Origin of the sequence: Asanoa ishikariensis (genome assembly GCF_900107455.1) — a bacterium.
Taxonomy (GTDB): domain Bacteria; phylum Actinomycetota; class Actinomycetes; order Mycobacteriales; family Micromonosporaceae; genus Asanoa; species Asanoa ishikariensis.
In genome coordinates, this window is sequence record NZ_FNQB01000003.1 from 491,573 (window position 1) to 515,742 (window position 24,170).

The following is a 24,170-nucleotide window of genomic DNA, read 5'->3' on the forward strand; positions in this document are numbered from 1 at the left end:
ACGTTCCGGGCTGTGATGTTTCCGACGGTGCGACCATCTACTGCGAAGTAATACGGCGTGTTCAATTACCGCCGGTACGGTCCAACCGTGTCCGACGCGCCCCAACAGGTGATCGCCAACCGTTACCGGCTCATCGCACCACTCGGACAGGGTGGAATGGGGCGGGTCTGGCTGGCGCACGACGAGTTGCTGCGGCGGGACGTAGCCCTCAAGGAGCTCGTGCCCCCGCCCGGGTTGACGCAGGACGAGCGGCGCGAGATGCGTGAGCGTTCGATGCGCGAGGCGCGTGCCATCGCGCGGCTCAACCAGGTCAACGTCGTCCGCGTCTTCGACGTCCTGCACACCGGCGACGATCCGTGGATCGTGATGGAGCTCGTGCACTCCCGCTCGCTGCACGGGGTGCTGGCCGCCGAGGGGCCGTTGCCGCCGACCCGGGTGGCCGAGATCGGGCTGTCCGTGCTCGCCGCGCTGCGGGCCGCGCACCAGGCCGGTGTGCTGCACCGGGACGTCAAACCCTCGAACGTGCTGCTCGCCGACGACGGCCGGATCGTGCTCACCGACTTCGGCCTGGCGACCGTGCCGGGCGACCCGAACGTCACCCGCACCGGAATGGTGCTCGGCTCCCCCGCCTACCTGGCCCCGGAACGGGCCACTGACGGGCACACCGGTCCCGCCGCTGACCTGTGGTCGCTCGGCGCCACGCTGTACGCGGCCGTGGAGGGGCGGTCGCCGTACGCGCGGTCCTCGTCCATCGCGACGCTGGCGGCGCTCGCCACCGAGTTGCCGCCGCCGCCCCAGCGCGCGGGACCGCTCACCGAGGTGCTGGACGGGTTGCTCCGCAAGGATCCGGAGCAACGCATCGACGCCGAGACCGCGGAGCGGTTGCTGCGCCGCGCCACGATGTCAGGACCGACGGTCAGGCCGTACGGTCCGATCGAGGTGCGGCACATCGTGGTGGACGAGAAGCTCCCGCCGGAGAGCCCGGCCCTCGCCGCGGCCGGTCCGGACGCTCCGGTCGCGGGCCGGATGCCGGCTCCGCCCGGTCCCAGGACGGACGCCGCCGGCTCGTCGACCGGCGGCCGCGGCCGGCGACGACGGTTGGTCGCGGTCGTGTCCGCGGTCGCGGTGATCGTCATCCTGGCCGGCCTGCCGCTGATCGGCCGGGGCTTGCGCGACGGCGGTCCGGAGGGCGGCGGTGACGACGCCGGCCTGGCGGAGGCCGCGGCCGCCCGTACGTTGCCGCCGGTCACCGCCGGCTGGCGCTACTACCAGGACCCGAGCGGCTATGCGGTGCCGGTGCCGGAAGGCTGGTCGCCCCGGGCCGCCGGCCAGCGGGTCGAGTTCCACCCGCCGGACGGCGCCGAGGTGCTGACCGTCGAACGGGTCGAGCCGGCCAGGGCGGACCCGCTCGCGGAGCTGGCCGCCCAGGAACGCGCCGACCGGTACGCGGGTTATCGGCGGATCCGGCTCGCCGCGGTGAGCTACCAGATGCGGGCGGCCGACTGGGAGTGGACGTACGACGGTCCGGACGGGGAACGCCGCCACCGGCTCCGCCGCTCCTTCCTCACGGGCGCGAACCAGGCGTACGTGATCGGCTGGTCCACACCGGAGTCGACCTGGGCGGCCCGACGCGCGTCACTCACGCTGGTCATCGACGGTTTCCGGCCGGCGACGGCTTCGGGACCGCCGACCCGGGCCAGCGGCACACCCGGTCGGCCGATCGGCGGCACACCCAGCTCACCTGTGAGCGGAAAACCCGGTCAGCAGCCGGTGACGGGTGCGCCGGGCCGAGGAGCCCCGCCCTCACCGACGAAGACAACCGGCGCAGCCGACAGCGGGCGGCAGATCGTCGGGCACGGCAGCAACCGGTGCATCACCATCCCGTCCGGGAACGCGACCGCGGGGCAGCAGATCCAGATCGCCGACTGCCGCAACGCCTCCGGTCAGCGGTGGACCTTCGGTGGCGACGGCACGGTCCGGTCGCTCGGCATGTGCCTCGACGTCGCCGGCGGTTCGACGGCGGACGGCGCGAGGGTGCGGCTGGCCACCTGCAACGGCCGGTCGTCGCAACGGTTCAAGCTGAACACGGCACACGACCTGGTCAGCATCCCGGCCGACAGGTGCGTCGACGTGGTCGAGATGAACACCGCGAACGGGGCACCGCTGCAGATCTGGCAGTGCAGCGGCACCGACAACCAGAAGTGGTCACTCGGCTAGCCGGTAAAGCATCGGTAAAGCGATCCCACGAAGAATCGGCGGCGGAACTCGCGGCGGACGGGGGACGCGGTGGGCTGCTGGCCGGTGTGGCGTCAGGCGAGCGCGGCAACGGTCACGGGTGTGGCGGTGTTCGGCACCGCGCCGATCTGGCGAGCCGCGCCGTTGATCAGTGCCGCCGCCGTTCTGGCGAGCGCCGGTTTGATGGCGACGGCCGCCGCGCTGGCCCGTGACGAACGCCAGCGCGGCACCTCCGTCCTCTTCGGACTCGTCGGGCTGGCCTGGGCCGTGGGATGGCTCGACAACTGGCACGCGGGACCGTTTCCGCTCCTCGCGTACGTCATCGGTCCCTGCTGTGTCCTCCTCGGCGCGCTGGCGGTGCGGCGCGGGCTGGCCGTCGTCCTCGCGGTATGGCTGCTGGCCGCCCGCTGCGGCATGGCGCTGACGTCGGATTCGAGCCGGTTCGGCTACGGCCCGGACGCCTGGTGGCCGACCTTGAGGTCCGACGACGCCCTCTACCAGCGCTTCTCGGCAGCCTTCTGGACCTGCGCCGCCGTGCTCGCCACCGTCGGGCTCGTGCTCGTGGCCCGCCGCGTCGGCCGTACACCCCGGCTCGACCGTTGGATGTTGGCACCCCTCACGGCGTGTCTGGGCATTGTGGGCGTCATCGCGGCGGCGTGGATACCGTGGCGGTTGTTCACCGCCGGCGCTACGACGCCCCCGGTCCTGGTGGCGGCGCAGAGCGTCGGATTGCTGCTCGTGCCGGTGGGCGCGTTCGCCAGTGCGGCGCGCCGGCTGCTGGCCCGGCTCGCGGTGGTCGACCTGACGATGCTGCAGCTCGCCGCCGCACGCGAGGAGATCCGGCGCCAGCTCATGACGGAGCGCCGCCGCATCGAGCGGGACCTGCACGACGGCGTCCAGCAACGCCTCGTGGCGCTGACGCTGCGGTTGGCGGCGGCGGAGCAGAGCCTCGATCCGGCGGGCCGGTCGCTGGTCGCACAGGCCCGCCTGGAGGTGCACACCTCGCTGCGCGAGCTGCGGGACCTGGTCCACGGGATCTACCCCGCCGCGCTCAGCGGTGGGCTGCGCCCCGCGCTCAGCGACCTCGCCGAGGCGCTGCCGCTGCCGGTCGTTCTCGACGTGCCGGACCTGCGGTGGGCGCCGGGCGTGGAGGCGACCGCCTTCTTCGTCGTCGCCGAGGCGCTGACGAACACGATGAAGCACGCCGGTGCCACGACGGCGCGGGTACGCGTCCGCGTGGCCGGCCGGCGACTTCGCGTGGAGGTGGCGGACGACGGGAACGGCCGGGTCGACCCCGCCGCGGGCGCGGGTCTGGCCGGCCTGAAGGAGCGCCTCATCGCGGTCGGCGGCGACCTGACGGTCGGCGGAGGCGACGACGGCGCACGCCTGGTCGCCGACATCCCGCTGTGCTAACCGGACGGGGCCGCCCGCAGCCACGCGAGGACCGCGAGCACCCGCCGGTTCTCGTCCTCGGCGGCGTGCAGGCCGAGCTTGGCGAAGACGGCGCTGACGTGTGACTCGACGGTCTTGGCGTTGAGGTGCAGCCGCTGGCCGATGCCCTTGTTCGACCGCCCCTCGGCCATCAGCCGCAACACCTCCCGCTCGCGCCCGGTCAACCGTTCGAGGCCGCGGAACCCGTTCTGGCGGTCCAGGAGCCGGGCGACGATCTCGGTGTCGACCACGGACTCCCCGCGGACCACCCGGTCGAGCGCGTCGCGGAGCGTGGCGACGTCGTCGACCCGGTCCTTCAGCAGGTAGCCGAGCCCGGACATCCCGTTGCCCAAAAGCCGCGTGGCATAGCTGCTCCGCGCGTAGGTGGACAGCACGAGGACGCCGACCCGAGGGTGCCGCAGGCGCACCTGCTCGGCGACCACAAGACCTTCGTCGGTGTACGACGGTGGCATGCGCACGTCGAGCAGGACGGCGTCGGGCTCGTCGGCCGCGATGGCAGCGAGCAGGCTCCGGCCGTCACCGGCCTGGGTGGTGACCTCGACCCCGGCGGCACCGAGCAGCAGCACGAGTCCGGTGCGGAACAACGCGGAGTCGTCCGCGAGTGCGACGCGCATAGCGGAAGTAGGCGGGAAAACCCTGACGACGTCAAGGGATCACCCGCTGTCGATACGCATGGCCGGCCACGCACCCTGAATCTGGCGCCGGACGGCGCGACACGAGGGGAGAACGACATGAGACGGACGATCAGTACGCTGATCGCGCTCCTGACCGTGGCAGCGGGGTTGCTGGTCGCGGCGCCGGCGGCGAACGCGGCCGATCCCATCTACGGCTACCGCAACCAGGGCACGAACAAGTGCCTCGACGACACCTCGGCCGGCTTCCGGACGTACTCCTGCAACGGGACGAACCCGCAACGCTGGCGGGTGACCGACCTGGGCGGCGACAACGTCCGGCTCCAGAACGTCAACACCGGCCGCTGCATGGACGACTCCAACGTCCAGGGCCTGCGCACCGTCGACTGCAACGCGGGCAGCTACCAGAAGTGGCACGTCGTCTACTGGGCCGACAACACACGCCGGTTCCAGAACCTGGCGACGGGCGCGTGCCTGGAGGACAGCATCCTCGGTCTGCGCACCCCGGACTGCGACAGCAGCACATGGGAAAGCTGGTTCCGCGTCTAGCAACACCCGATCCGGCCCGCCGCAACCGCCGGCGGGCCGGACTCATCCGTTACGACGCCAAAGAGACACGCGGCGTTGCCGTAGCGTGTGCGGGCATGGGTGCCAAGACCGCACTGCTGGTGTATGCCGACGGCGATGTGGCTCAGGCGCTGCGAGACCCGGGCGAGCTGGATCGTGCGGCGACCCAGGCGCTAGTCGCGCGGGTGATGCCCGGGCTCGAGGTGGTCGCGGTCGAGGACGAGGAGCCCTACCCCCTGCCGTTCCACCCGTTGGACCTCGGCGAGGACGCCTTGGCGGCATTGTGTGGGTTCGTCATCGAGGACTTGCCGCCTGAAGGGATGCCCGAGTTGGACCAGGTGCCGTTGGCCGGGTTCCGGTTGGGCGCACCGAAGCTGACCCTGAAGCGATCACACGGCCGCCTGATCGCCCAGCCGTCCCCCTTCGACGTGGAGTCGCAGGTCGGCCGGCTCGGCAACGGGCTTGATCACCTGATCCTCGACCTGGGTGGCGAGAACTACCTGCAAGCGGCGGCCGGGGGCCAATACGACATCCCGGCCGGCATGTTCCAGGTCGAACGGCGCGAGGGCAGCGCAGACCTGCACTTCCGGTGCGAGGTCGATTCGCTCGAGGAAGTCGCCGAGATCTTCCGCGGCTACCTCGCGAACCAGGACGGTTGGGGCAGCCGCGAGTGGGACCAGATCTGGCTGTAGTTCAGCGCAGGAGGTCGTCCTCCCTGGTACGTAGCGACTGGGATGGGTCGCTGGCTTCGACGGCGCGTAGCTGGGCGGCAACGGCCTGTTGTTCGTCGGACAAGCCATCCGGCTGGTCCAGCCACCACCCGGGTCCCCAGCGCATGACCTTGCCGTAGAGCGTCAAGACCAGCCCGGCCTCGAAGTCTGGCGCGGGGCGGCGGACCGCTCGCACCAACGGATCCTCGGTCCATCGCCACTCGTAGCGGCCCGCACCCGGTACGTACTCTCCGGTTCCGTGGTCTTCAAAGCAGTCGAAGAAGAGCCAACCAGGGCCGTCGGCGCGGGCATAGCAGAGCACACGCTTCTCGATGACGAGGCTCGGCGACCCGTAGCAGGCTTCGACCTCACTGCGACGAACGTCCTTGCCGTCGAATCGCCGCAGGAGGTCCGCGTTGAGCTGGTCCCACTCGTCCGCGTCGAGCAGCCGCGCCACCTGGAGGTAGCCCAGGCGGTGGAACTGTTCCGCGAAGACCGAGGCGACCTCGGCCACACAGGAACGGTCCTTGCCGAACATGGCAATGAAGGGACCAGCAACGCCCAGCTTCCCGTACGACCTGAGCACCAACTCGACGGCGTCCTGATCGGCCTCACGTTCGTCGAGGAAACACAGGTCCGCGAGGAGCCCCCTGGCCATCGCGTCGAACGCCTGCCCTCTGCTCGCCCACATCCCGGGCCTCGTCACCATCGCTGGCAACCGGTCGAGCCAGCGTCGCCGAATGTCTGCCGCTGAACGCACCGGCTCACGCTACCCATCCCACGCCCTGATGGGTCGACCCGACCCGTGTGCCGCCGCCAGGCGGCGCGACGGCGCACGGCCCCTTAGGTCAGCGGCGCTTTCCGGTCGGGCACGTGGATGTTGCCGGTCTGGTCGACGGTGATCGAGCTTTCGTCCACGACGGTACGTAGTAGACACTGACGCGTACGCCGCGTAACGTTTGTCAACGACGGCGCGTAGTAGACGTGGGCGGACGGAGTCAGCGATGCGGCCTCGGGCGAAGTCTCTAGCGTCCCTGCCCGGCAAGGCGGGCCGGGAGGTCGAGGATCGCCTTGGTGTCGCGACGCCCCTGCGCGGGATTCTCAACAAGGTCTTCCCGGACCATTGGTCGTTCCTGCTGGGCGAGATCGCGTTGTTCTCGTTCATCGTCCTGCTGCTGACCGGCACGTTCCTGACGCTGTTCTTCGACCCTTCGATGCGGGAGGTCGTGTACGACGGCAGCTATACGCCGCTGCGTGGCGTGCACATGTCCGCCGCGTACGCCTCCTCTCTGGACCTCTCGTTCGACGTGCGTGGCGGCCTCGTCATGCGGCAGCTTCACCACTGGTCGGCGCTGCTGTTCATGGCGGCGATCGTCGTGCACATGCTGCGGGTCTTCTTCACCGGCGCGTTCCGCAAGCCACGCGAGCTCAACTGGATCATCGGCTCGCTGCTGTTCTGGATCGGTTTCCTCGCCGGCTTCACGGGCTACTCGCTCCCGGACGACGCGCTGTCCGGCACCGGCCTGCGCATCGCTTCGGGCATCCTGCTGTCGATTCCGGTGATCGGCACCTGGGTGACGTCGTCGCTGTTCGGTGGTGAGTTCCCCGGTGACCTCATCATCGGCCGCTTCTTCATCCTGCACGTGCTGCTGATCCCCGCCCTGCTGCTGGCGTTGATCGCGGTCCACGTCGGTCTGGTGTTCAAGCAGAAGCACACCCAATGGCCGGGACCGGGACGCACGAACTCCAATGTGGTCGGCGAGCGGATGTTCCCCCGGTACGCGATCAAACAAGCCGGCTTCTTTCTCATGGTCGCCGGCGTGATCGCGTTGCTCGCCGGGCTGCTTCAGATCAACCCCATCTGGCTTTTCGGCCCGTACGAGTCAGCGGTCGTCTCGGCGGCGACGCAGCCGGACTGGTACGTGATGCTGCTCGACGGGGCGATCCGGCTGATGCCGGCGTGGGAGATCACGATCCCGATCGGCGACGGCTACGTCATACCGCCCATGTTCTGGCCCGCCGTCGTCCTGCCCGGCCTGCTCACGACGTTGCCGATGGCCTACCCGTTCCTGGAGGCCCGACTGAACCGGGACAACCGGCTGCACAACCTGCTCCAGCGCCCGCGCGACGTCCCCGCCCGGACGGCGCTCGGCGCCATGGCCATCGCGTTCTTCCTGGTGCTGACCCTCTCCGGCGGCAACGACGTGATCGCCGACAAGTTCCACATCAGCCTCAACGCCCTCACCTGGGCCGGCCGGATCGGCATGCTGATCGTCCCGCCGATCGCCTACTACGTGACCTACCGGCTCTGCCTCGGCCTGCAACAGCACGACCGCGAGGTGCTGGCCCACGGCGTCGAGACCGGCATCATCCGGCGCCTCCCGGACGGCAGGTTCGTCGAGGTACACCAGCCGCTGGCCAGCGATCTCGAGTACGCCGGCTGGGTCGTACCGAAGAAGATGAACCGCCTCGGCGCCCTCGGACCGGCCGTCAAGGGCTTCTTCCTGCCTCTCGAGCGGCCGGCCGAGGCCCCGGTCTCCCCCGGCCACCCACCGGTCGACGCGCCCGAGAAGCGGAAAGTAGTCTCCGGCCGTCCCTAAGGCGTTACTTCAGCGTGGCCGGGAGCTCGTGGTTCGCCAGGAAGAGTCGGTTGGGGTCGACGGCGTCGCGGATGTGGCACAGCCGGGTGAAGTCGTCCGGGTCGAAGCCGCGGCTCGCGTCGCCGCCGACCTCGTCGAAGTTGAGATACATCCGGCCGCGCGACCACTGCGACACGGCGTCGACCGTGCGCTCGGCGTCGGCGATCGTCTGTTTCGCGAGGTCGCCGATCAGGATGCCGGCCGCCAGCATGAGGAACTGGCCGTCGAACCGGGCGGCGGCACCGGCGTCGGGTTCGACCCGACCGAGCGCACCGCCGAGCTGGCGGATGTCGACCACGTTCAGGATGGTGTCGGAGGCAGGTCCGGCCGCCTCGATCAACCGGTCGATGGCCTCGGGCGGCAGTGCGTCGAGCAGCGCGGAGCGGCCGCCGCCCGGGACAGGCTGCTCGGGATCCAGGTGCAGACGCGCGAGAGCCGCCACGGGAACCCGGGCGAAGGTGTCGATAGCGGGGTCGAGCGCGCGCAGCGGAGCCAGGATCTCCTGCGCCTCCGCGTCGTCGCCGAGCACGGCGCCGTCGACGACGACCAGGTGACGGCCGCGGAACACCTCGGGCACCTCGGGGATCGGCGGAAACCGCAACAGCCGAAAACAGGTGCTCGCGGCGTCGGGCGCGGTGACCGACCAGGGCGCCCAGGCGCTCAGCACCCGGTGGGCCTCCGCGAGGTCCCAGACCATCATCCCGGCGTACGCGGTCTCGATGGGAAAGAGCCTGAACTCGATAGCGGTGACGACGCCGAAGTTGGCACCGTTGCCACCGCGCAGCGCCCAGAACAGGTCGGGGCGGTGGTCGGCGTCGGCACGGACGATCATGCCGTCCGCGGTGACCAGTTCGACAGCGGTCACGGTGTTGGCGGCAAGGCCGTGCGCGCGGGCGTACCAACTCAGGCCGCCGCCGAGCAGGTAGCCCACGACTCCGGTGTCCGGGCTCGAGCCGTGCAGCGTGGCCAGGCCGTGTTCGGCGGCCTTCTCGACGACCGGCAGCCAGACGTCGCCGGCGTGCACGCGGGCGGTGCGGCGGTGGATCTCGATGCCCTTGAGCTCGGACATCCGCATCAGCACGGTGCGCGACAGGTCGACACCTTCCAGCGGGTGCGCGTTGTGCCCGGTGCCGAGCGGCGCGACCCGCAGGCCCGCCCGCGCGGCGTAACGGACCACGGCGGCCACCTCCTCGACGGTACGTGGAAAGGCCACGGCGGCAGGCCGCAGGTCGACGGCGAGCGCCCAGGTCGTCCGCGCCTGGTCATACCCCTCGTCGCCCGGCAGGTAGACGCCGCCGCTGGCCAGTCCCTTTTCGATACTCACGTCTGTTTCCCCCGTTTTGCTGACGTCGTTCTCAGTCTGAGACTAACCACGGAGCAGCCCCTGTCACGCCGTCGTGACGCGGATCTCGTGGTTGCCCTCATCGGCGGAGTTGCTTCTAACCTGAAGCTCCCCGCTGTAAGGAGAGCTCCCCATGCGATTCGGACTGGTCGGCTACGGGTTCGGCGGCCGTTATTTCCACGCGCCACTGCTGGCGTCGGCCCCGGACATCGACTTTGCCGGCGTGGTGACCCGGTCACCGGAGCGCCGGGCCGAGCTAGGGAAGGACCAGCCCGGCGCCGCCGCGTACGACTCGCTGCGGGCGCTGGCCGCCGACGGTGTCCAGGCCGTCGCGATCTCCACCCCGGCCGACACGCACATTCCGCTCGCGCTCGAGGCGATCGCGCTCGGGATGGCGGTCGTGGTGGACAAGCCGTTCGCCCTCGACGCGGCCGAGGCCCGCACCGCGGTCGACGCCGCCGAGCAGGCCGGGGTCCCGCTCAGCGTCTACCAGAACCGGCGCTGGGACTCCGACCTGCTGACCGTGCGGCACCTGATCGGCACCGGGGCGCTGGGTGACGTCAGCCGCTTCGAGTCCCGGTTCGAGCGCTTCTCACCCGACCCCGGCCCGCCCGCGGCCGGCGGCGGCAACCTGCGCGACTTCGGCGCGCACCTGGTGGACCAGGCCCTGCTGCTGTTCGGGCCGGCGGAACACGTGTACGCGCGGATGACCGCCAAGGACGACGACTGCTTCGTCAGCATCCAGCACACGGGCGGTGTCGAGTCGCAGCTCTGGGGAAGCTGGATCCAGGGCGCTCCCGGTCCGCGGTTCCGCGTCACGGGCGCGACCGGCACGTACATCGTCGGCGGGGTCGACGGCCAGGAGGAAGCACTCATCGCCGGACGCACACCCGCGACCGAGGGCGACCGCTGGGGCACCGAGCCAGAGGACCGCTGGGGCCACGTCTACCGCGGCGGCGCGGGCGAGCCGGTGCCGACCGAACGCGGCCGCTGGGACACCTACTACCCGGCCTTCGCCGCCGCCGTCCGGGGCGAGGGTCCGCTCCCCGTCGACCCCTGGGACGTGGTCCGCAACATCGAGGTGCTGGATGCCGCTCGCGCGAGCGCATCGACGGGTGCGACGATCATGCTTTGAGCCCACAGTCCGGGGAGGACGATCGTGCGAGTTGGTAGGCGACTGTCGATTGTGGTCGTGACGATCCTTGCTCTGCTGGCCCTGCCGCTGAACGCGGCTCAGGCCGCCTACTACAACACGTACACGGACATCGCCAGTACGCCCGATACGAGCTGCTGCACCGGGGTGCAGGGGTTCGCCGCCGGGTCCACGTACCTCTACTCGATCAAGAACCACACCAACTACGACGACGTCTCGGTCATCTACCGGGTCCACAAGACCACCGGTGCGCGGGTGCTGATGACGAACGGCACCAACAACACGTCGACCAACCCCTGGCTCGGGCACGCGAACGACATGACGATCGTCGACATCGACGCTCAGCACCACATGTTCGTCGTGACCATGAACGCGACCGGGGCGCAGCTCGTGCGGCTCCGCTACGACGGCACCACCTACTACCACGCCGGCTCGTACCAGATCCGGCTCAACGGGGCCGTGGCGGCGCCGTCCGGGATCCATCGGGTCGCGGTCACCAGCACCGCGATCACGTTCCTGTTCAAGAGCGGCAGGACCGTCTACAACGCCAGTCTCCCGCTGCGCGCCGCCTCGGGCACCATCAACCTGACGAAGGCGTTCGACCTGCAGGTCGAGGGCGCACTCGTCAACGGGGCCACGGTGCCGGACCTCGGGACCTTCCTCAACCAGGGGTTCTTCTACGACGCGCCGAAGCGGGTCCTCTACAACCCGCTGACCAAGGACAACCGCAGCATCGTGCTCGTCTACCGGAACGTGGGGCCGACGACGACCGGCACCGCGCCCGCGGCCGCCGACCTCTCGTTCCGCATCACGTCCTCGGCGTACTCGACGCTGTTCGAGATCGAAGGCGTCGGCATCAGCGACGGCAAGCTGTACTTCAGCACGAACCGGTCCGGTGCGAACGGCGCCAACGACGGAGTGCACGTGTTCAACGGCTACGTCGCCGCTTAGCCCACCGCACCGCGGGCGATCGCGGTCACCAGGAGACCGTCGCGGACGGCGAAGCGGCCATGCAGCTCGCCGTCCGCGCCGGCGACCACCTCGGCGCCCGGGGCCAGTAGCCGGGCCACGAACGACCTCGTCGGCGGGTCGAACCGCACGTAGGCGCCGTCGAAGTCGAGAAACGTGCCCGCCAGCGGCGCCCAGCACTTGTAGACGGACTCCTTGGCGCTGAACAGCAGCCGCTCCCACGGGATGCCGGGCCAGCCGCCGGCGAGCTCGGCGAGCTCCGCCCGCTCCTGCTCCAGCGAGATCAGGTCCAGCACGCCGGCCGGCAGCGGCTCCGCGGGCTCGGCGTCGATCCCGACGACGGCCAGGTCGGCGGCGCGGGCCACGGCGGCCGCCCGGTAGCCGGCACAGTGGGTGATGCTGCCGACCACTCCGGAAGGCCACAGCGGACCTCCCCGGGCGTCCTTGGCGATCGCGGCCGGCGGGAAGCCCAGCCGGGCCAGGGCGGTGCGGGCGCAGTGGCGGCCGGTCGTGAACTCGCGCCGGCGGGCCTCGACCGCGCGGGCCACCAGCGCCCGCTCCTGGGCGTACAGCTCGATCCCGGGTGGATCGTCGTGGACCTCGACCACGCGCACGGCCGGCGGCAGCAGCTCACCGAGCATGGGCGACCGTCGGCAGGGGCAGCACACGGCACGGGCGCGGGGCCTCGCCGCCGAAGCGCTCGGACCACTCGCGGGGGTAGCCGACCGAGACCTCCATGAACGGGAGGCCGTCGTGCCAGGTCGTGCGGCGGATGTGCAGGTGCCCGTAGACGACGGCGGCGACGTTGAACCGGCGATGCCAGTCGGCGGTGCGCTCCGTGCCGCACCACAGCGCGAACTCCGGGTAGCGCAGGACCATGGTCGGCTCGCGGACCAGACAATGGTGGTTGACCAGCACCAGCGGCAGCCGGGGATCCACGGCGGAGAGCCGCCGCTCCGTCTCGGCGACGCGTGCCGCGCACCATTCGTCCAGGCTGGCGTACGGGTCGGGGTGGAGCAGCAGCTCGTCGGTGCACACGACACCGACCTCGTACGCGCGGGCCAGCGCGTCCTGCTTGGTGGCCGACCCGACCGGCAGGAAGCTGTAGTCGTAGAGCAGGAACAGCGGCGCTACCACGACCGGGCCGCCCGGACCCGACCACACGGGGTACGGATCCTCGGGCGTCACCACACCCAACGAGCGGCACATCGCGACGAGGTGCTGGTAGCGGTGCACGCCGCGGAGCGTCACCGGATCACGGGGCACGGTCCACAGCTCGTGGTTGCCGGGCGTCCAGATGACCTTCGCGAACCGCCCGGCCAGGAGCTCGAGCGCCCATTCGATGTCGGCCATCCGCTCGGCCACGTCGCCGGCGACGATCAGCCAGTCGTCCGGCGAGTCGGGCCGCAGCCGCTCCAGCAGCCGGCGGTTGGCCGGGTGACCCACGTGCAGGTCACTGGTCGCGAGCAGCGCACCTGTGCCGCTCGCGTTCATACGAGGGACGCTACTGACCGGTCCGGCCGGGGAGGTGTCCCCGGAAGCGGGGATGTGGTCGCCGTCAGCCGGCCGGGGCGGGCGAGCAGAAGAGCTGGCCGGTCGGTCCGCCCGCGGGCAGCGTCGCCAGCCACACCGGTGTCCGGGTCGAGGCGAGCGACTCGCGGGGCGGCCGCACGCAGCAGGCGTTGACCAGGATCCCGAGGCCCTCCAGCTCGGCCGAGAGCTCGGTGGTCAGCGTCTGGACGGCGGAGTGCGACACGCGGTACGCCGCCTGGCCGTCGTGCCTCCAGTGGTCGTGGTCCGCGCAGACGGTCACCACCCGGCCGTACCCCTGTGCCCGCATCATCGGCGCGACCGCCTGGGTCAGCCGCCACGGGCCGAGCAGGTTGGCGTCGAGGGTGCGGCGCACGACGTCCAGGTCGGCCCGGGCCGCGCCCCGGTCGCCGGGCAGCCGGTGGGTCGCGTCGTTGACCAGCACGTCACAGCCGCCGAGGCGCTCCCGCAGCCACGCCGCGACCCGCCGGACGCTGTCGGGATCCAGCACGTCGAGCTGCCGCACCGCGACGCGGTCGGCCAGGTCGCCCAGCGTGTCGAGCGCGCGCCGGCCGTGCTCCGCCGAGCGGCTGCCCAGCACGACGCGCATGCCGAGCTCGGCCAGGCGCCGCACGAGCTGCGGGCCGACACCGCGGTCCCCGCCGCTGACCAGGGCGACGCGGCCGGTCAGGGCCAGGTCGGAGCCGGCGCCGTGCGGCGTGGCGGAGTGGCCGGGGTACGGGACGGCAGAGCCCACGGCTCCTCCGTGACGTCGGATCGCCGATGCGGACGGATAAGGGTTCGATACGAGGAACTTCGGTAATGGCCGTCTTGCGCGCCTGCGCTCATCGTGGGTCGTCGCGCTGTCGGGTTCACGTCCCCCGATGCAGGTACCGACCGGGATCACGCGCGGTGACGGCCATCGATCGCGCGTGCGCACACCCGTAACCATGGCGCCACGCGCGGGGCTGAGTCAGGATGATTCCTTGTCGGCCTGACCATCCCGTCCCTTGAAGCGGGGACCCGATCGTGACACGCGTACTGCTAGCTTCGATATCGCAGGCACCACAACCTTGGAAGACACTGAATGTCCTATAGGGACACTCGGGAACACGCGCGATGCGCGGGCACCAGGCCATCGACATGGTTGGAACAGCAATGCGGGGGGATTCGTGATACGCATCGATCTCATGGTCTGCTCACCCATCTTCCTAGTCGGTCTCGCCGAGACTGTGAACAATGCGGGCATCAAGGTGCTGGCCGTGCACACCTCGCCTGACCAGGACCCGTCCTGGCTCGCCGACGCCGTCCTGATCGACGTCGACACGGTCGACGACGTGAGCCAGATCACCCGGGTCGCCACCTGCACCTCGGTGCTGGTGCTCGACAACGAACCGGTGGCCGACACCGCCTACCTGCGCGCGGGTGCGGCCGGTGTGATCAGCAAGCGGGAGAGCGCGGAACGCCTGGTCGACGCGGTGCGGGCGGTCACCTCGGGCTCCTATGTGTTGCCCGGCGACGGCGGCGCCGCACTGGTGACCGAGCGCCCGGCGGTCGACCGCCCGGTGGTCGAGCGCCCGGAGCCGTCCCGTCCCCCGCTCTCCGAGCGGGAGGAGCAGGTCCTGCGCCAGATCGCGCGGGGTCTGACCCACGGACAGATCGCCACCAGGCTGGGCATCAGCCCCCATACCGTCGACACGTACGTCAAGCGGATCCGGGCGAAGCTCGGGGTGGGCAACAAGGCCGAGCTCACCCGGGCCGCGCTGCTCGGGCGGCTGGTCCCCGACCGGCCGCAGGACGGGCCGGTCGACTCCATCGGCTGGTCAGCGGCCTGACCGGGGCCGTGGTCGCGTTCGAGGTGGCGGTCAACGCTCGGCGTCTTCCCGACGCCGAGCGGGCCGCCGTGCTCACCTCGCCTCCGGGGTTCGGCCAGGTCTTCACCGACCACATGGTCACCCTGCGCTGGTCGCGGGAGCGGGGCTGGCACGACGGCCGGCTCGAGCCGTACGGCCCGTTCACGCTGGCGCCGGCCACCTCGGTGTTCCACTACGGCCAGGCCATCTTCGAGGGCATGAAGGCGTACCGGCAGGACGGCGGGTCGATCGCGCTGTTCCGGCCGGGGGCCAACGCCGAGCGGTTCAACCGGTCGGCGCGGCGGCTGGCGATGCCGGAGCTGCCGGTCGACACCTTCGTCGAGGCGATCGAATCGCTGGTCGCCCGGGATCGCGACTGGGTGCCGGAGGGCTGGGGCCGCAGCCTCTACCTGCGGCCGTTCATGATCGCCACCCAGCCCGGCCTCGGGTTCACCCAGCCGTCCAGCGACTACCTCTTCTGCGTCATCGCCTCGCCCGTGGCGCCGTACTTCGGCCCGGCCGGGCCGCGTGCGCTGACCGTCTGGCTCTGTGCCGACTATGTCCGCGCGGCACCGGGCGGCACCGGTGCCGCCAAGGCGGCCGGCAACTACGCCGCGGCGTTCGTGGCCAGCCGGCAGGCCGCCGACGAGGGCTGCGACCAGGTCGTCTGGCTCGACGCGGCCGAGCACGCCTGGGTCGAGGAGATGGGCGGCATGAACCTCTTCTTCGTGTACGGGGGTGAGCGCCCACGCCTCGTCACGCCGGCCCTGACCGGCGCGCTGCTGCCCGGGGTGACCCGCGACAGTCTGCTCACGCTCGCCCGCGGGCTCGGCATGACGGCCGAGGAGGGCCGGGTGTCCGCCGACCAGTGGCGCGCGGACTGCGCATCCGGCGCCCTGACCGAGGTCTTCGCGTGCGGGACCGCCGCGGTGGTGGCCCCGGTGGGCGAGGTGCGCGGGCGCACCGGCGGCTGGCGGGTCGGCGACGGCCGGCCCGGCCCGGTGACGCGCCGGCTGCACCACGCACTGCTGTCCATCCAGTACGGACGAAAACCCGATCCGTTCGACTGGGTCCACAAGGTCTGCTGACCGATCGACAACCTTGGTAGGTTCACCTCCATGACAGACAACCGGGATATTTCCGGCCCCCCGGCGGCCGGCGACGAGGTCGCGACGCTGCTGGGCAGCCTCGAGCGCCAGCGCGCCACCTTCGCCTGGAAGGTCGGCGGGCTCGACGAGAAGGGCCTGTCCGCCAAGGTCGGCGTCTCCACCATCACGCTGGGCGGCCTCGTCAAGCACCTGGCCTTCATCGAGGACTTCAAGTTCACGACCATGCTGCTCGGCGAGGACCTGGTCGCGCCGTGGGACGCGGTCGACTGGGAGCACGACGCCGGCTGGCCCTGGCACTCGGCGGCCGACGACTCCCCGGAGGTGCTCTACGCGCTGTGGCACGGCGCCGTCGCGCGCAGCCGGGCGTCCATCGCCCAGGCGCTGGCCAAGGGCGGCCTCGACGTCCGCATCGAGTACGGCTACGGCGACGACCCCGACGAGGCGCTGAGCCTGCGACGGCTGCTGGTCGACATCATCGAGGAGTACGCGCGCCACGCCGGCCATGCCGACCTGATCCGCGAGGCGTTCGACGGTGTCGTCGGCGAGGACCCGCCGGGTGCCGTCTACCCCTACGAACCGCCCGCCTGACGTGCGCCTCAGCGACCGGACGCTCACGCAGGTCGACTCGCCCATCACCGCGGCGTACGACCTGCTGGGCCTCCTTGACGACGACCGGGACGTGCTCGACCTCGCGCAGGCCGCGCCGACGTATCCGCCCGCTCCGCGGGTGGTCGCGCACATCGCGCGGGTGGCCAGGGACGACGCGGGCGGCCGCTACACCGAGGTGCCCGGCATGCCGCTGCTGCGCCAGGCGTTCGCCGCCGAGGTCAGCCGCGACTACGGCGGGGCGGTCGGTGCCGACGACGTGACCGTCACCGCCGGTTGCAACCAGGCGTTCAGCCTGGTCGCGTCGACGCTCGCCGGGCCGGGCGACGAGGTGGTGGTGCCGCTGCCCTACTACTTCAACCACGACATGTGGCTGCGGCTGAACGGCATCGTTCCCCGCTACCTCGAGCCCGGGCCGGGCCTGGTGCCGCGCGCCGCCGACGCCGAGGCGCTGATCACGTCGCGTACCCGCGCGATCGTGCTGGTCACTCCCGGCAACCCCAGCGGCGCGACGGTCGACCCGGCCGGCATCGCCGCGTTCGCCGACCTGGCCCGCCGGCACGACATCGCGCTGATCCTCGACGAGACCTACCGCTCCTTCCGCGGCACGACCGAGCCCGCGCACCACCTGTTCGCCGATCCGCGGTGGGGTCGGACGCTGGTCAGCCTGCACTCGTTCTCGAAGGACCTCGCGATCCCGGGCTACCGGGTCGGCGCGATCGTGGCCTCACCCGCGCTGGGCCGCGAGGTCTGCAAGCTGCTCGACTGCGTCGCGATCTGCGCGCCGCGGATCGGCCAGGAGGCGGCCTGGGCCGGGCTCACCTTCGCCGCCGACTGGCGCGCGGCCCGCGCGCGGGAGATCGCCGAGCGGCGCGCGTCGTTGGTCGCCGCGCTGGCCGACCGTCCCGGCGGCTTCGAGCTGCTCTCGTACGGCGGCTACTTCGCGTGGCTGCGCCACCCGTTCGCCGACCGCTCCACCATGGATGTCGTCCGCGACCTGGTGGTCAAGCAGCACACCCTGGTCATGCCCGGCACCGCGTTCCTGCCCGACGACCGCGGCACGATGCGGGTCAGCGTCAGCAACCTCGACCCCGCCGGGGTCAAGCTGTTCGCCGAGCGGCTGGCGGAGGCCGGCGGTCAGTAGATGACGCGGTTGTCCGCCGCCGGGCGCCACGCGCGGGACCCGCGCAGGTTGCGGGTGACGTTGAGCCGCTTGAGCCAGCGGTCGCTGCCGTCGTAGCGCGCCCGGAACGACTTGCGACCGTGCACCGCGCGGAAGTTGTCGACGAACACGCAGTCGCCCGGGCGCAGCCGTACGTCCTGCATGCGCGCCTCGATCTGGTCGCACAGCCCCTGGAAGGCGGCCAGTGACCGGTCGCTCCACCCGTCCATCTTCATGTGGTAAGGGTCGAGCGCCATGTACGGATCCTGCCGGTCGCCGAACAGCACCGGACGCTTGACCGGGTCGTCGTTCCACGACTGGATCAGCGCGAAGCTGCGCTGGCGCAACCGGTCGACGACCGGGTCGCCGGTGGACTCCGACGCGTTCTCGGGTCGATGCGAGTTGTCAGGCATCTGAGTGAACTCGGGCTCGAACAGCGCGTCGACGTCGAGCACCGACCAGTCGAGGTCGCCGGCGTCGCAGACCACGGTCTCCACCAGGTCGGGGTTCTTCAGGCACATCAGCGCCACGTAGTCGCCGCGACAGGGGTGGAACGCGTCCTCGGTGTGCCAGGACAGGTGCTGGAGGCTGTTGGAGCCGAGCTCGTAGTGCTCGTGCCCCTGGATCGGCAGGACATCGTGCATGATGCGCCCGTCCTGCTGGGTGGCCCAGCCGAACACGTCACCGAGCGCGGACGCGACGAGCAGGAAGAAGATCTCCTGCCGGAACGCCGGCGACTCGAACTGGCTGTCCTTCCAGTGCGGCGGCGTCGGGCCGAGCTCCTGCTCGTCGACCTCGAGACCCGAGACGAGGCAGAGCGCTGACGGCTCACCCAGGCGGAACTCCTCGAGGAACTCGAGCAGGTGGGTCGGGAGCTGCCGGGCGAGTACCGGCGCGCGCCGGATCAGCTCGCCGTCCTCGATGGTCGCGTACGCCTTCGCGAGGTCCGTCAACATGGGCTGCAGCGCCGCATTGTCCTCGGACGTCAGCGTCAGGTGATGAATCACGGTGCGCCTCCTGGCTTCCCAGTCTAAAAGCGACCGTGCGCCGGACATCGGTCCCCGTTAGTAGGGACAGGTGCGCGACTTCGTACCGACCATAGTGTTCTCTGCGACCGACCTGCTGCACCAGCAGATTCGCCGCCGGGGCGCGCCGCCGGTTTGACGACGTAGGCGGGGATCGACACATGAGCGAGCTTGCCAACCTGACCACGATGGAAGTCGACGCCCTGACGGACGTCGACGGTGGCCTCAACCTGACCGACGGGCATGCCCGGCTGGACCTCTCGCCGGAGCAGGCGGCCATTGTCGCCCGGATCCCGGAGATGTTCGGCATCGCATCGCGCCAGCCGTTCCCCAGCATCGAGACCGCGGCCCACCGCGCGTTCCTGCGGGCGATCGGGCAGCACAGCGCGCCGGTCGGCACCGGCCGGATCCTGAGCTGCTACTCCTCCACGCTGGCGACCGACATCGTGGCCCGGGCGCTGCCGGCCGGAGCCACGGTCGCCGTGCTGCACCCGACCTTCGACAACATCGCCGACCTGCTCGTCACGCGCGGGCTGCACCTCGTGCCGCTGTCCGAACAGGCGCTGCTCGACCAGGACTGGCCTGGGCCGCCGGTCGGCGCGATCGTGGTCACGCACCCGAACAACCCGACCGGCCTGGTGACGCCCGAGGGCCATCTGCGGTCGTTGGCCGAGCATGCCGTCCGCCACGGGCAGACGCTCATCATCGACGCCAGCTTCCGGGGCCAGGTGCTCGACGCGCAGTACGACTCGTACGCCGTGCTCGACGCCGCCGGCGCGGACTGGATCACGATCGAGGACACGGGGAAGCTCTGGCCGACCCACGAGCTGAAGATCGGGCTGCTGGCGCAGAGCGAGCGGACCACGCTGCCCATCGAGCGGGCGTTCTCCGAGTCACTGCTGGCCGCGTCGCCGGTGGTGCTGCAACTCGTCGAGGCACTCGCCCTCGACTGGATCGACGGTGGCCGCGACCGCGCCCTCGAGCTCGTGGAGCGCAATCGCGCGGCGGTCCGGGAGGCGATCGAGTCGGTCGGGCTGCAGCTGGCCGACCCGGCTTCGCAGATCAGCGTCGCCCGCGTGGTGTTGCCGGACGACGGCCCCGACTCGGCGCTGCTCCACCAGGAGCTGCTCCAGCGCGGTGTCCACGTGCTGCCCTGCGCGCCCTTCCACTGGGCCGACCCGAAGAGCGGGCTGCGCTTCATCCGGCTCTCGCTGGCCCGGCCGTTCCCCGTCGTCCAGGCCGCCGCCGCGACGCTCGCGTGCGCGTACCGCGAACTGTCCGTGACCGCCTGAGCGAGGCGACGTGGACACGCGACACCACGTCGCGCTCGGCGACACCGGCTGGCTGCTGTGGCGCGACGCCGCGCTGCGCGGCACCGGCTTCCCGGCGCGGCGGTTCCTGGAGATCTGCGACGACCTGCTGGCCGCCGCCGCCGACGGGGTCGACGGGCACGACCCGGCAACCGGGGAGAAGTACGCCGCGGTCTTCGCGGAGGCCACCGACCGGCTCTCCGCGGCCATCCGCCGGACCGCCGCCGAGAGCCGGTTCCGCGAGGCGGTGACCTGGCAGAACCCGACGCTCGTGGAGACCTGCCTGGACAAGGTCGCCACGCGGCGTCGGCGCGACGTGCGCGGACGCGGATACGAGCTGACCATCGCGAGCTACCTGCAGCGCTTCTGCCTCAAGAACGACAGCATCGGCTTCTTCGGGCCGGTCGGCTGGGCACGGTTCGACCCCGAGGAGCCGGGCCTGGCGACGGCGCCGGGGCCGGAGCTGCTCGCCCGGCGCCGAACCTCCTTCGAGGACTGGGCGATCGACGCGGTCGCCGAGGTCGTCGCCGGCCGGGCCGAGGTGTGGCCGTGGCTGCGACCCCGGATGGTGTCCTACGCCAGCCTGGTCGGATGGACGCTGCACCTGCCGTTCACCCGGCCGGTCACGCTGCCGGCCGCCGAGGCGCGGCTGCTCCGGCGGTGCGACGGCACCCGGACCGTGCGCGACCTCGTCGGCGACCCCGCCGACCCCCGAGCCGTGGCCGCGCTGGTGCGGCTGCGCGAACGGGGTGCCGTGCAGGTCGACCTGAGCGGCGCGCCGAGCCTGGCACCGGAGCGGGACCTCGCCGCGCGGATCGACCTGATCGGCGATCCGGACGTCCGCGCGCGGGCCGCCGCGCCGCTCGAGGAGCTGGTCGCGGCCCGCGACGACGTGGCCGCGTCCGCCGGCCGGCCCGACCGGCTGTTGGCTGCGTCGGGCACGCTCTCCGCGGTCTTCGAGCGCGTCACCGGTCGCGCCTCGACGCGGTGGGCCGGCGCGACCTACGCCGGGCGGACCCTGATCTGCGAGGACACGGTGCGGGCGATCGACGTCCGGGTCGGGCACCGCGTGGTCGACCGGCTCGCCGGGTCCCTCGGCCCGGTGCTCGACAGCGCGTCGTGGCTGGTCGACACCATGGGCGCGCGGTACGAGGCCCGGGCGCGGGAACTGCTCGACCGGCAGACCGGCGCGGACGGCCTGCCGCTGCCGAGGTTGATGGCCGCGATCCTGCCGGAGCTGCTGGAGCCGGGTCGGGTGACCGCGGACGCGACGATCGCCGGCGAGGTGGTGGCCGACTTCCAGGACCGGTGGCACCGCGTGCTCACTCTGACGCCCGAGCTCATCGCGCACACCCGTCGCCATCACGTGACGGCCGAGGCGATCGCCGCAGCGGTCGCCGCCGAGTTCCCCACCGGGCGGCCGCGGTGGAACGGCCCGCGCTGGCACTCGCCCGACATCATGCTGGCCGCGGCCGACCCCGCCGCGCTGGCCCGTGGCGACGTCGACTTCGTGCTCGGCGAACTGCACTGCGGCGACAACACGCTGGAGGGCCGGGTGTTCGCCGCACAACATCCGGCCGTCGAACGGCTGCGCGCCGCCGCGGAAGCGAGTGGGCTCGCCGGCCGGGTGATCCTCGTGCCGGCCCGAGGGACCGAGCGCACGTCGTCGCGCGTCTGCCGGACCACCGAGGCTCTGCTGCCCAGCTACACGTACATCTGCTTCGGGCCGGAAGCGCTCGCCCCGCCTCCGGGCGCGACGATGCTCTCCGCCGTCGACCTCACCGCGCACCGGCACGACGACGCGCTCGTCGTGCGCCATCGCGGCGGTGCCGAGTATCCGTTTCTCGAAGTCCTCCGCGAGCCGCTGATCGCGTTGTTCCTCAACGGGTTCCGGCCCGTCGGCGGCGAGCGGCACCGGCCGCGGGTGACGATCGACCGGCTCGTGCTGGCCCGCGAGGCCTGGATGTTCGCGGCGACCGAGCTCGACTGGGTGTTCGTCAAGGACGAGGCCCAGCGGTATCTCGCCGCCCGGCGGTGGCGGTCGGCACAGGGCCTGCCCGAGCGCGGCGTCTTCCGGGTGCCGGTGGAGCGCAAGCCCGTCGTGGTCGACTTCCGCAGTCTCGCGCTGGTCAACCTGCTCGCCAAGTCGGTCCGGCGGACGGTGCGGGCGGATCAGGGAACGGTCACCCTCACCGAGATGCTGCCCGACATCGACCAGCTCTGGCTGACCGACGCCGAGGGTGCGCGGTACACCGCGGAGCTGCGCGTGGTCGCGGTCAGGGATCCCGGCGAGAGCTGAGGCCGGTGTAGCGGCCGTCGTGGTAGAGCAGCGGGCTGCCGTCCCCGCAGTCGGCCGCCACGGGCTCGGCCAACACGATCGTGTGGTCGCCGGCCGCGATGCGGTGGGTGACCCGCCCGACCAACCAGGCCAGCACCCCGTCGAGCACCGGGAGGCCGAACGGGCCGGGCCGCCAGCCGGTGGGCGCGAACCGGTCGGCGCCCCGCGTGGCGAAGACCCGGGCCAGGTCGGCCTGGTCGGCGCCGAGCAGGTGCACGGCCACGTGCGGTGCGGCCGTCACCGCCGGCCAGCTCGACGAGCCTCGGTCCTGGCAGAACGAGAACAGCGGTGGGCGCAGGGAGACCGAGGTGAACGACGTCGCGGTGAACCCGACCGGGCGACCGGCGCACAGCGCGGTGACGACCGTGACCGTGGTCGCGTGCCGGCGCAGCAGCCGCCGCACGTCGTCGGCCGCGACCCGCGGGCCGACGTCGGGCCGACCCGGTGCACTCACCCCGCGACGCGCCGGCGGAGCCGGCCGAGGTGCTCCAGCGAGCGCAGGACGTCGTCCGGCGGCACGCCGAAGTCGATCAGACAGGCGATCTCGTCGACTCCGATGGCCGCCAGCCGCTCGACCACCTCGAGGCCGTCCGACTCCGTGCCGAACAGGCTGCTGGTCTTGACGTACCGGTCGGCGGCGCGGTTGAGCAGCATCGTCTTGTGCTTGTCCGGCAGCGACGTGAGGTCGAGGCCGGGCGGGAACAGCCCGGGCGTCTTCGCGATGAGGTCTATCGAGCTGTGCAGGTAGCGGACGAACGGCTCGCGCGCCAGGTCGAGCACCGCCGCCCGGTCTTCGCCGAGGAGCGTGTGCAGCATGACGACGACGTGGCCGCGCACTCCCTCGGCCAGCTCGCTGCGGTACGCGGCGATGTTGCGCGCCAACGTGTCGTGCTCCTGGCCCAGCATGTAGGTCAGCAGGCCGGCACCGAGCCGACCGGCGACCTTGAAGGTCTCGGGCGAGCCGGAGCTCGTGATCCAGATCGGCAGCTCCGGCTGGACGGGCGCGGGAAAGATCCGCACGGCCCGCTTCTCGCCGGTGCCGTCCGGGAACTCGACCTCCTCGCCGCGCCAGAGCCGCTGGATGGTCCCGACCGCGTCGACCATGACGTTCTTGCGGTCCGCGTACGCGTCGGGACGGATGACGTAGTCGCCCGCGTGCCAGCCGGACGCGAACGACAGCCCCACCCGGCCGTGCGACAGGTTGTCGACGACCGACCATTCCTCGGCGACCCGCACCGGATGGTGCAGCGGTGCGACGACGCTGCCGGCGCGGATGGCCACCCGGTTCGTGACGGCGGCGACGGCGGCTCCGGTGACCGCGGGGTTCGGGTAGCGGCCGCCGAACCGGTGGAAGTGGCGCTCCGGGGTCCACACGGCGGAGAGGTCGTTCGCGTCGGCGAACCGGGCGCTCTCCAACAGCAGCCGGTAGCCGTCGTCGGCCGTGCCCGAATCGTCGGCGAAGAAGAAAAGGCTCAGGTCCATTGCCGCTCCCTCCACAGACAGCCCGCATCCGCAACCGTACGGGGGCGCCCGGCCAG

General features: G+C 71.6%; 22 protein-coding genes and 1 pseudogene. 14 read left to right on the forward strand and 9 right to left on the reverse strand.

Annotated features, from left to right (window positions below; all coding sequences use genetic code 11):
• Positions 1-87: 87 nt before the first annotated feature.
• The 3 genes and pseudogenes from BLV39_RS26405 to BLV39_RS26410 form a co-directional block, all read left to right on the forward strand.
• Positions 88-1,392, forward strand: a pseudogene (locus tag BLV39_RS26405) (serine/threonine-protein kinase); the annotation flags it as partial.
• Between the two features lie 96 nt (positions 1,393-1,488).
• Entirely contained in the window at positions 1,489-2,217 is a 729-nt protein-coding gene (locus BLV39_RS45130) for a ricin-type beta-trefoil lectin domain protein (RefSeq protein WP_373315212.1), read from the forward strand.
• 120 nt (positions 2,218-2,337) lie between these two features.
• The gene (locus BLV39_RS26410; RefSeq protein WP_143049892.1) at positions 2,338-3,648 is read left to right on the forward strand and encodes a sensor histidine kinase; all 1,311 of its coding nucleotides are present in this window, start codon (positions 2,338-2,340) and stop codon (positions 3,646-3,648) included.
• On the opposite strand, the gene BLV39_RS26415 is transcribed toward BLV39_RS26410, so the two are convergent.
• On the reverse strand, positions 3,645-4,301 hold the full coding sequence (locus BLV39_RS26415) for a response regulator transcription factor (RefSeq protein ID WP_090798693.1): 657 nt from the start codon (positions 4,299-4,301) through the stop codon (positions 3,645-3,647). The genes BLV39_RS26410 and BLV39_RS26415 overlap by 4 nt on opposite strands.
• Positions 4,302-4,418: 117 nt before the next feature.
• Between BLV39_RS26415 and BLV39_RS26420 the strand changes: the two genes are divergently transcribed.
• Together BLV39_RS26420 and BLV39_RS43680 are read left to right on the forward strand one after the other, a co-directional pair.
• Positions 4,419-4,868 carry an RICIN domain-containing protein gene (locus tag BLV39_RS26420; RefSeq protein ID WP_090798695.1) on the forward strand — a complete coding sequence of 150 codons (450 nt, stop codon included), beginning with the start codon at positions 4,419-4,421 and terminating at the stop codon, positions 4,866-4,868.
• A gap of 95 nt (positions 4,869-4,963) precedes the next feature.
• A complete protein-coding gene (locus tag BLV39_RS43680) occupies positions 4,964-5,578 on the forward strand; it encodes a DUF6928 family protein (RefSeq protein WP_090798697.1) in 615 nt (204 codons plus the stop codon).
• A 1-nt stretch (position 5,579) separates the two neighbouring features.
• Here the strand turns inward: BLV39_RS43680 and BLV39_RS26430 are convergent, their stop codons facing one another.
• The gene (locus BLV39_RS26430; protein WP_090798699.1) at positions 5,580-6,287 is read right to left on the reverse strand and encodes a hypothetical protein; all 708 of its coding nucleotides are present in this window, start codon (positions 6,285-6,287) and stop codon (positions 5,580-5,582) included.
• A 313-nt stretch (positions 6,288-6,600) separates the two neighbouring features.
• Here BLV39_RS26430 and qcrB point away from each other — a divergent pair, with 313 nt between their 5' ends.
• Entirely contained in the window at positions 6,601-8,196 is a 1,596-nt protein-coding gene (qcrB, locus tag BLV39_RS26435; RefSeq protein WP_090798701.1) for a cytochrome bc1 complex cytochrome b subunit, read from the forward strand.
• A gap of 4 nt (positions 8,197-8,200) precedes the next feature.
• On the opposite strand, the gene BLV39_RS26440 is transcribed toward qcrB, so the two are convergent.
• Positions 8,201-9,559, reverse strand: coding sequence for an FAD-binding oxidoreductase (locus tag BLV39_RS26440; protein ID WP_090798703.1), 1,359 nt, complete (start codon positions 9,557-9,559; stop codon positions 8,201-8,203).
• A gap of 151 nt (positions 9,560-9,710) precedes the next feature.
• Between BLV39_RS26440 and BLV39_RS26445 the strand changes: the two genes are divergently transcribed.
• Positions 9,711-10,712, forward strand: coding sequence for a Gfo/Idh/MocA family oxidoreductase (locus BLV39_RS26445; RefSeq protein ID WP_090798705.1), 1,002 nt, complete (start codon positions 9,711-9,713; stop codon positions 10,710-10,712).
• 57 nt (positions 10,713-10,769) lie between these two features.
• Entirely contained in the window at positions 10,770-11,681 is a 912-nt protein-coding gene (locus BLV39_RS26450; RefSeq protein WP_239083466.1) for a hypothetical protein, read from the forward strand.
• Here BLV39_RS26450 and BLV39_RS26455 read toward each other — a convergent pair.
• The 3 genes from BLV39_RS26455 to BLV39_RS26465 all read right to left on the reverse strand — a co-directional run bounded on the left by BLV39_RS26455 (position 11,678) and on the right by BLV39_RS26465 (position 13,986).
• Entirely contained in the window at positions 11,678-12,340 is a 663-nt protein-coding gene (locus tag BLV39_RS26455; protein WP_090798707.1) for a 4'-phosphopantetheinyl transferase family protein, read from the reverse strand. The genes BLV39_RS26450 and BLV39_RS26455 overlap by 4 nt on opposite strands.
• On the reverse strand, positions 12,330-13,193 hold the full coding sequence (locus BLV39_RS26460) for a metallophosphoesterase family protein (protein WP_090798709.1): 864 nt from the start codon (positions 13,191-13,193) through the stop codon (positions 12,330-12,332). The genes BLV39_RS26455 and BLV39_RS26460 overlap by 11 nt, the downstream gene beginning before the upstream one ends.
• Positions 13,194-13,257: 64 nt before the next feature.
• Complete coding sequence (locus BLV39_RS26465) at positions 13,258-13,986, reverse strand: SDR family NAD(P)-dependent oxidoreductase (protein ID WP_176985082.1); 729 nt, start codon at positions 13,984-13,986, stop codon at positions 13,258-13,260.
• Between the two features lie 415 nt (positions 13,987-14,401).
• Here BLV39_RS26465 and BLV39_RS26470 point away from each other — a divergent pair, with 415 nt between their 5' ends.
• Genes BLV39_RS26470 through BLV39_RS26485 form a run of 4 tightly spaced genes read left to right on the forward strand, consistent with a single transcriptional unit; the run spans position 14,402 to position 17,941 of the window.
• Positions 14,402-15,064 (forward strand): response regulator transcription factor, encoded by a 663-nt coding sequence (locus BLV39_RS26470; RefSeq protein WP_090798712.1) that lies wholly within the window; start codon positions 14,402-14,404, stop codon positions 15,062-15,064.
• Positions 15,065-15,072: 8 nt separating this feature from the next.
• Positions 15,073-16,170 (forward strand): branched-chain amino acid aminotransferase, encoded by a 1,098-nt coding sequence (locus BLV39_RS26475; protein WP_239083465.1) that lies wholly within the window; start codon positions 15,073-15,075, stop codon positions 16,168-16,170.
• A 30-nt stretch (positions 16,171-16,200) separates the two neighbouring features.
• Positions 16,201-16,779: a mycothiol transferase gene (locus BLV39_RS26480; RefSeq protein ID WP_090798716.1), complete on the forward strand. Its 579-nt coding sequence runs from the start codon at positions 16,201-16,203 to the stop codon at positions 16,777-16,779.
• A gap of 1 nt (position 16,780) precedes the next feature.
• Positions 16,781-17,941, forward strand: a complete 1,161-nt coding sequence (locus tag BLV39_RS26485) for an aminotransferase (RefSeq protein WP_090798717.1) — start codon at positions 16,781-16,783, stop codon at positions 17,939-17,941.
• Here the strand turns inward: BLV39_RS26485 and vioC are convergent.
• Entirely contained in the window at positions 17,935-18,966 is a 1,032-nt protein-coding gene (gene vioC, locus BLV39_RS26490; protein WP_204082627.1) for an arginine beta-hydroxylase, Fe(II)/alpha-ketoglutarate-dependent, read from the reverse strand. The genes BLV39_RS26485 and vioC overlap by 7 nt on opposite strands.
• A gap of 179 nt (positions 18,967-19,145) precedes the next feature.
• Between vioC and BLV39_RS26495 the strand changes: the two genes are divergently transcribed.
• Together BLV39_RS26495 and BLV39_RS26500 are read left to right on the forward strand one after the other, a co-directional pair.
• Positions 19,146-20,276, forward strand: a complete 1,131-nt coding sequence (locus BLV39_RS26495; RefSeq protein WP_090798719.1) for an aminotransferase class I/II-fold pyridoxal phosphate-dependent enzyme — start codon at positions 19,146-19,148, stop codon at positions 20,274-20,276.
• A 10-nt stretch (positions 20,277-20,286) separates the two neighbouring features.
• Positions 20,287-22,593: a lantibiotic dehydratase gene (locus BLV39_RS26500; RefSeq protein ID WP_090798721.1), complete on the forward strand. Its 2,307-nt coding sequence runs from the start codon at positions 20,287-20,289 to the stop codon at positions 22,591-22,593.
• Here the strand turns inward: BLV39_RS26500 and BLV39_RS26505 are convergent.
• Positions 22,571-23,086 (reverse strand): flavin reductase family protein, encoded by a 516-nt coding sequence (locus BLV39_RS26505; protein ID WP_090798723.1) that lies wholly within the window; start codon positions 23,084-23,086, stop codon positions 22,571-22,573. The genes BLV39_RS26500 and BLV39_RS26505 overlap by 23 nt on opposite strands.
• Complete coding sequence (locus tag BLV39_RS26510; RefSeq protein WP_090798724.1) at positions 23,083-24,114, reverse strand: MupA/Atu3671 family FMN-dependent luciferase-like monooxygenase; 1,032 nt, start codon at positions 24,112-24,114, stop codon at positions 23,083-23,085. The genes BLV39_RS26505 and BLV39_RS26510 overlap by 4 nt, the downstream gene beginning before the upstream one ends.
• Between the last annotated feature and the right edge of the window lie 56 nt (positions 24,115-24,170).

What these genes read in the sequence shown, in the direction of transcription:
- BLV39_RS45130 (WP_373315212.1), top strand. Translation starts at nt 1,489, where the DNA reads ATGCGGGCGGCCGACTGGGAGTGGACGTACGACGGTCCGGACGGGGAA.
- BLV39_RS26415 (WP_090798693.1), bottom strand. Translation starts at nt 4,301, where the DNA reads ATGCGCGTCGCACTCGCGGACGACTCCGCGTTGTTCCGCACCGGACTC.
- BLV39_RS26420 (WP_090798695.1), top strand. Translation starts at nt 4,419, where the DNA reads ATGAGACGGACGATCAGTACGCTGATCGCGCTCCTGACCGTGGCAGCG.
- BLV39_RS43680 (WP_090798697.1), top strand. Translation starts at nt 4,964, where the DNA reads ATGGGTGCCAAGACCGCACTGCTGGTGTATGCCGACGGCGATGTGGCT.
- BLV39_RS26430 (WP_090798699.1), bottom strand. Translation starts at nt 6,287, where the DNA reads ATGTGGGCGAGCAGAGGGCAGGCGTTCGACGCGATGGCCAGGGGGCTC.
- qcrB (WP_090798701.1), top strand. Translation starts at nt 6,601, where the DNA reads ATGCGGCCTCGGGCGAAGTCTCTAGCGTCCCTGCCCGGCAAGGCGGGC.
- BLV39_RS26445 (WP_090798705.1), top strand. Translation starts at nt 9,711, where the DNA reads ATGCGATTCGGACTGGTCGGCTACGGGTTCGGCGGCCGTTATTTCCAC.
- BLV39_RS26455 (WP_090798707.1), bottom strand. Translation starts at nt 12,340, where the DNA reads ATGCTCGGTGAGCTGCTGCCGCCGGCCGTGCGCGTGGTCGAGGTCCAC.
- BLV39_RS26460 (WP_090798709.1), bottom strand. Translation starts at nt 13,193, where the DNA reads ATGAACGCGAGCGGCACAGGTGCGCTGCTCGCGACCAGTGACCTGCAC.
- BLV39_RS26480 (WP_090798716.1), top strand. Translation starts at nt 16,201, where the DNA reads ATGACAGACAACCGGGATATTTCCGGCCCCCCGGCGGCCGGCGACGAG.
- BLV39_RS26495 (WP_090798719.1), top strand. Translation starts at nt 19,146, where the DNA reads ATGAGCGAGCTTGCCAACCTGACCACGATGGAAGTCGACGCCCTGACG.
- BLV39_RS26510 (WP_090798724.1), bottom strand. Translation starts at nt 24,114, where the DNA reads ATGGACCTGAGCCTTTTCTTCTTCGCCGACGATTCGGGCACGGCCGAC.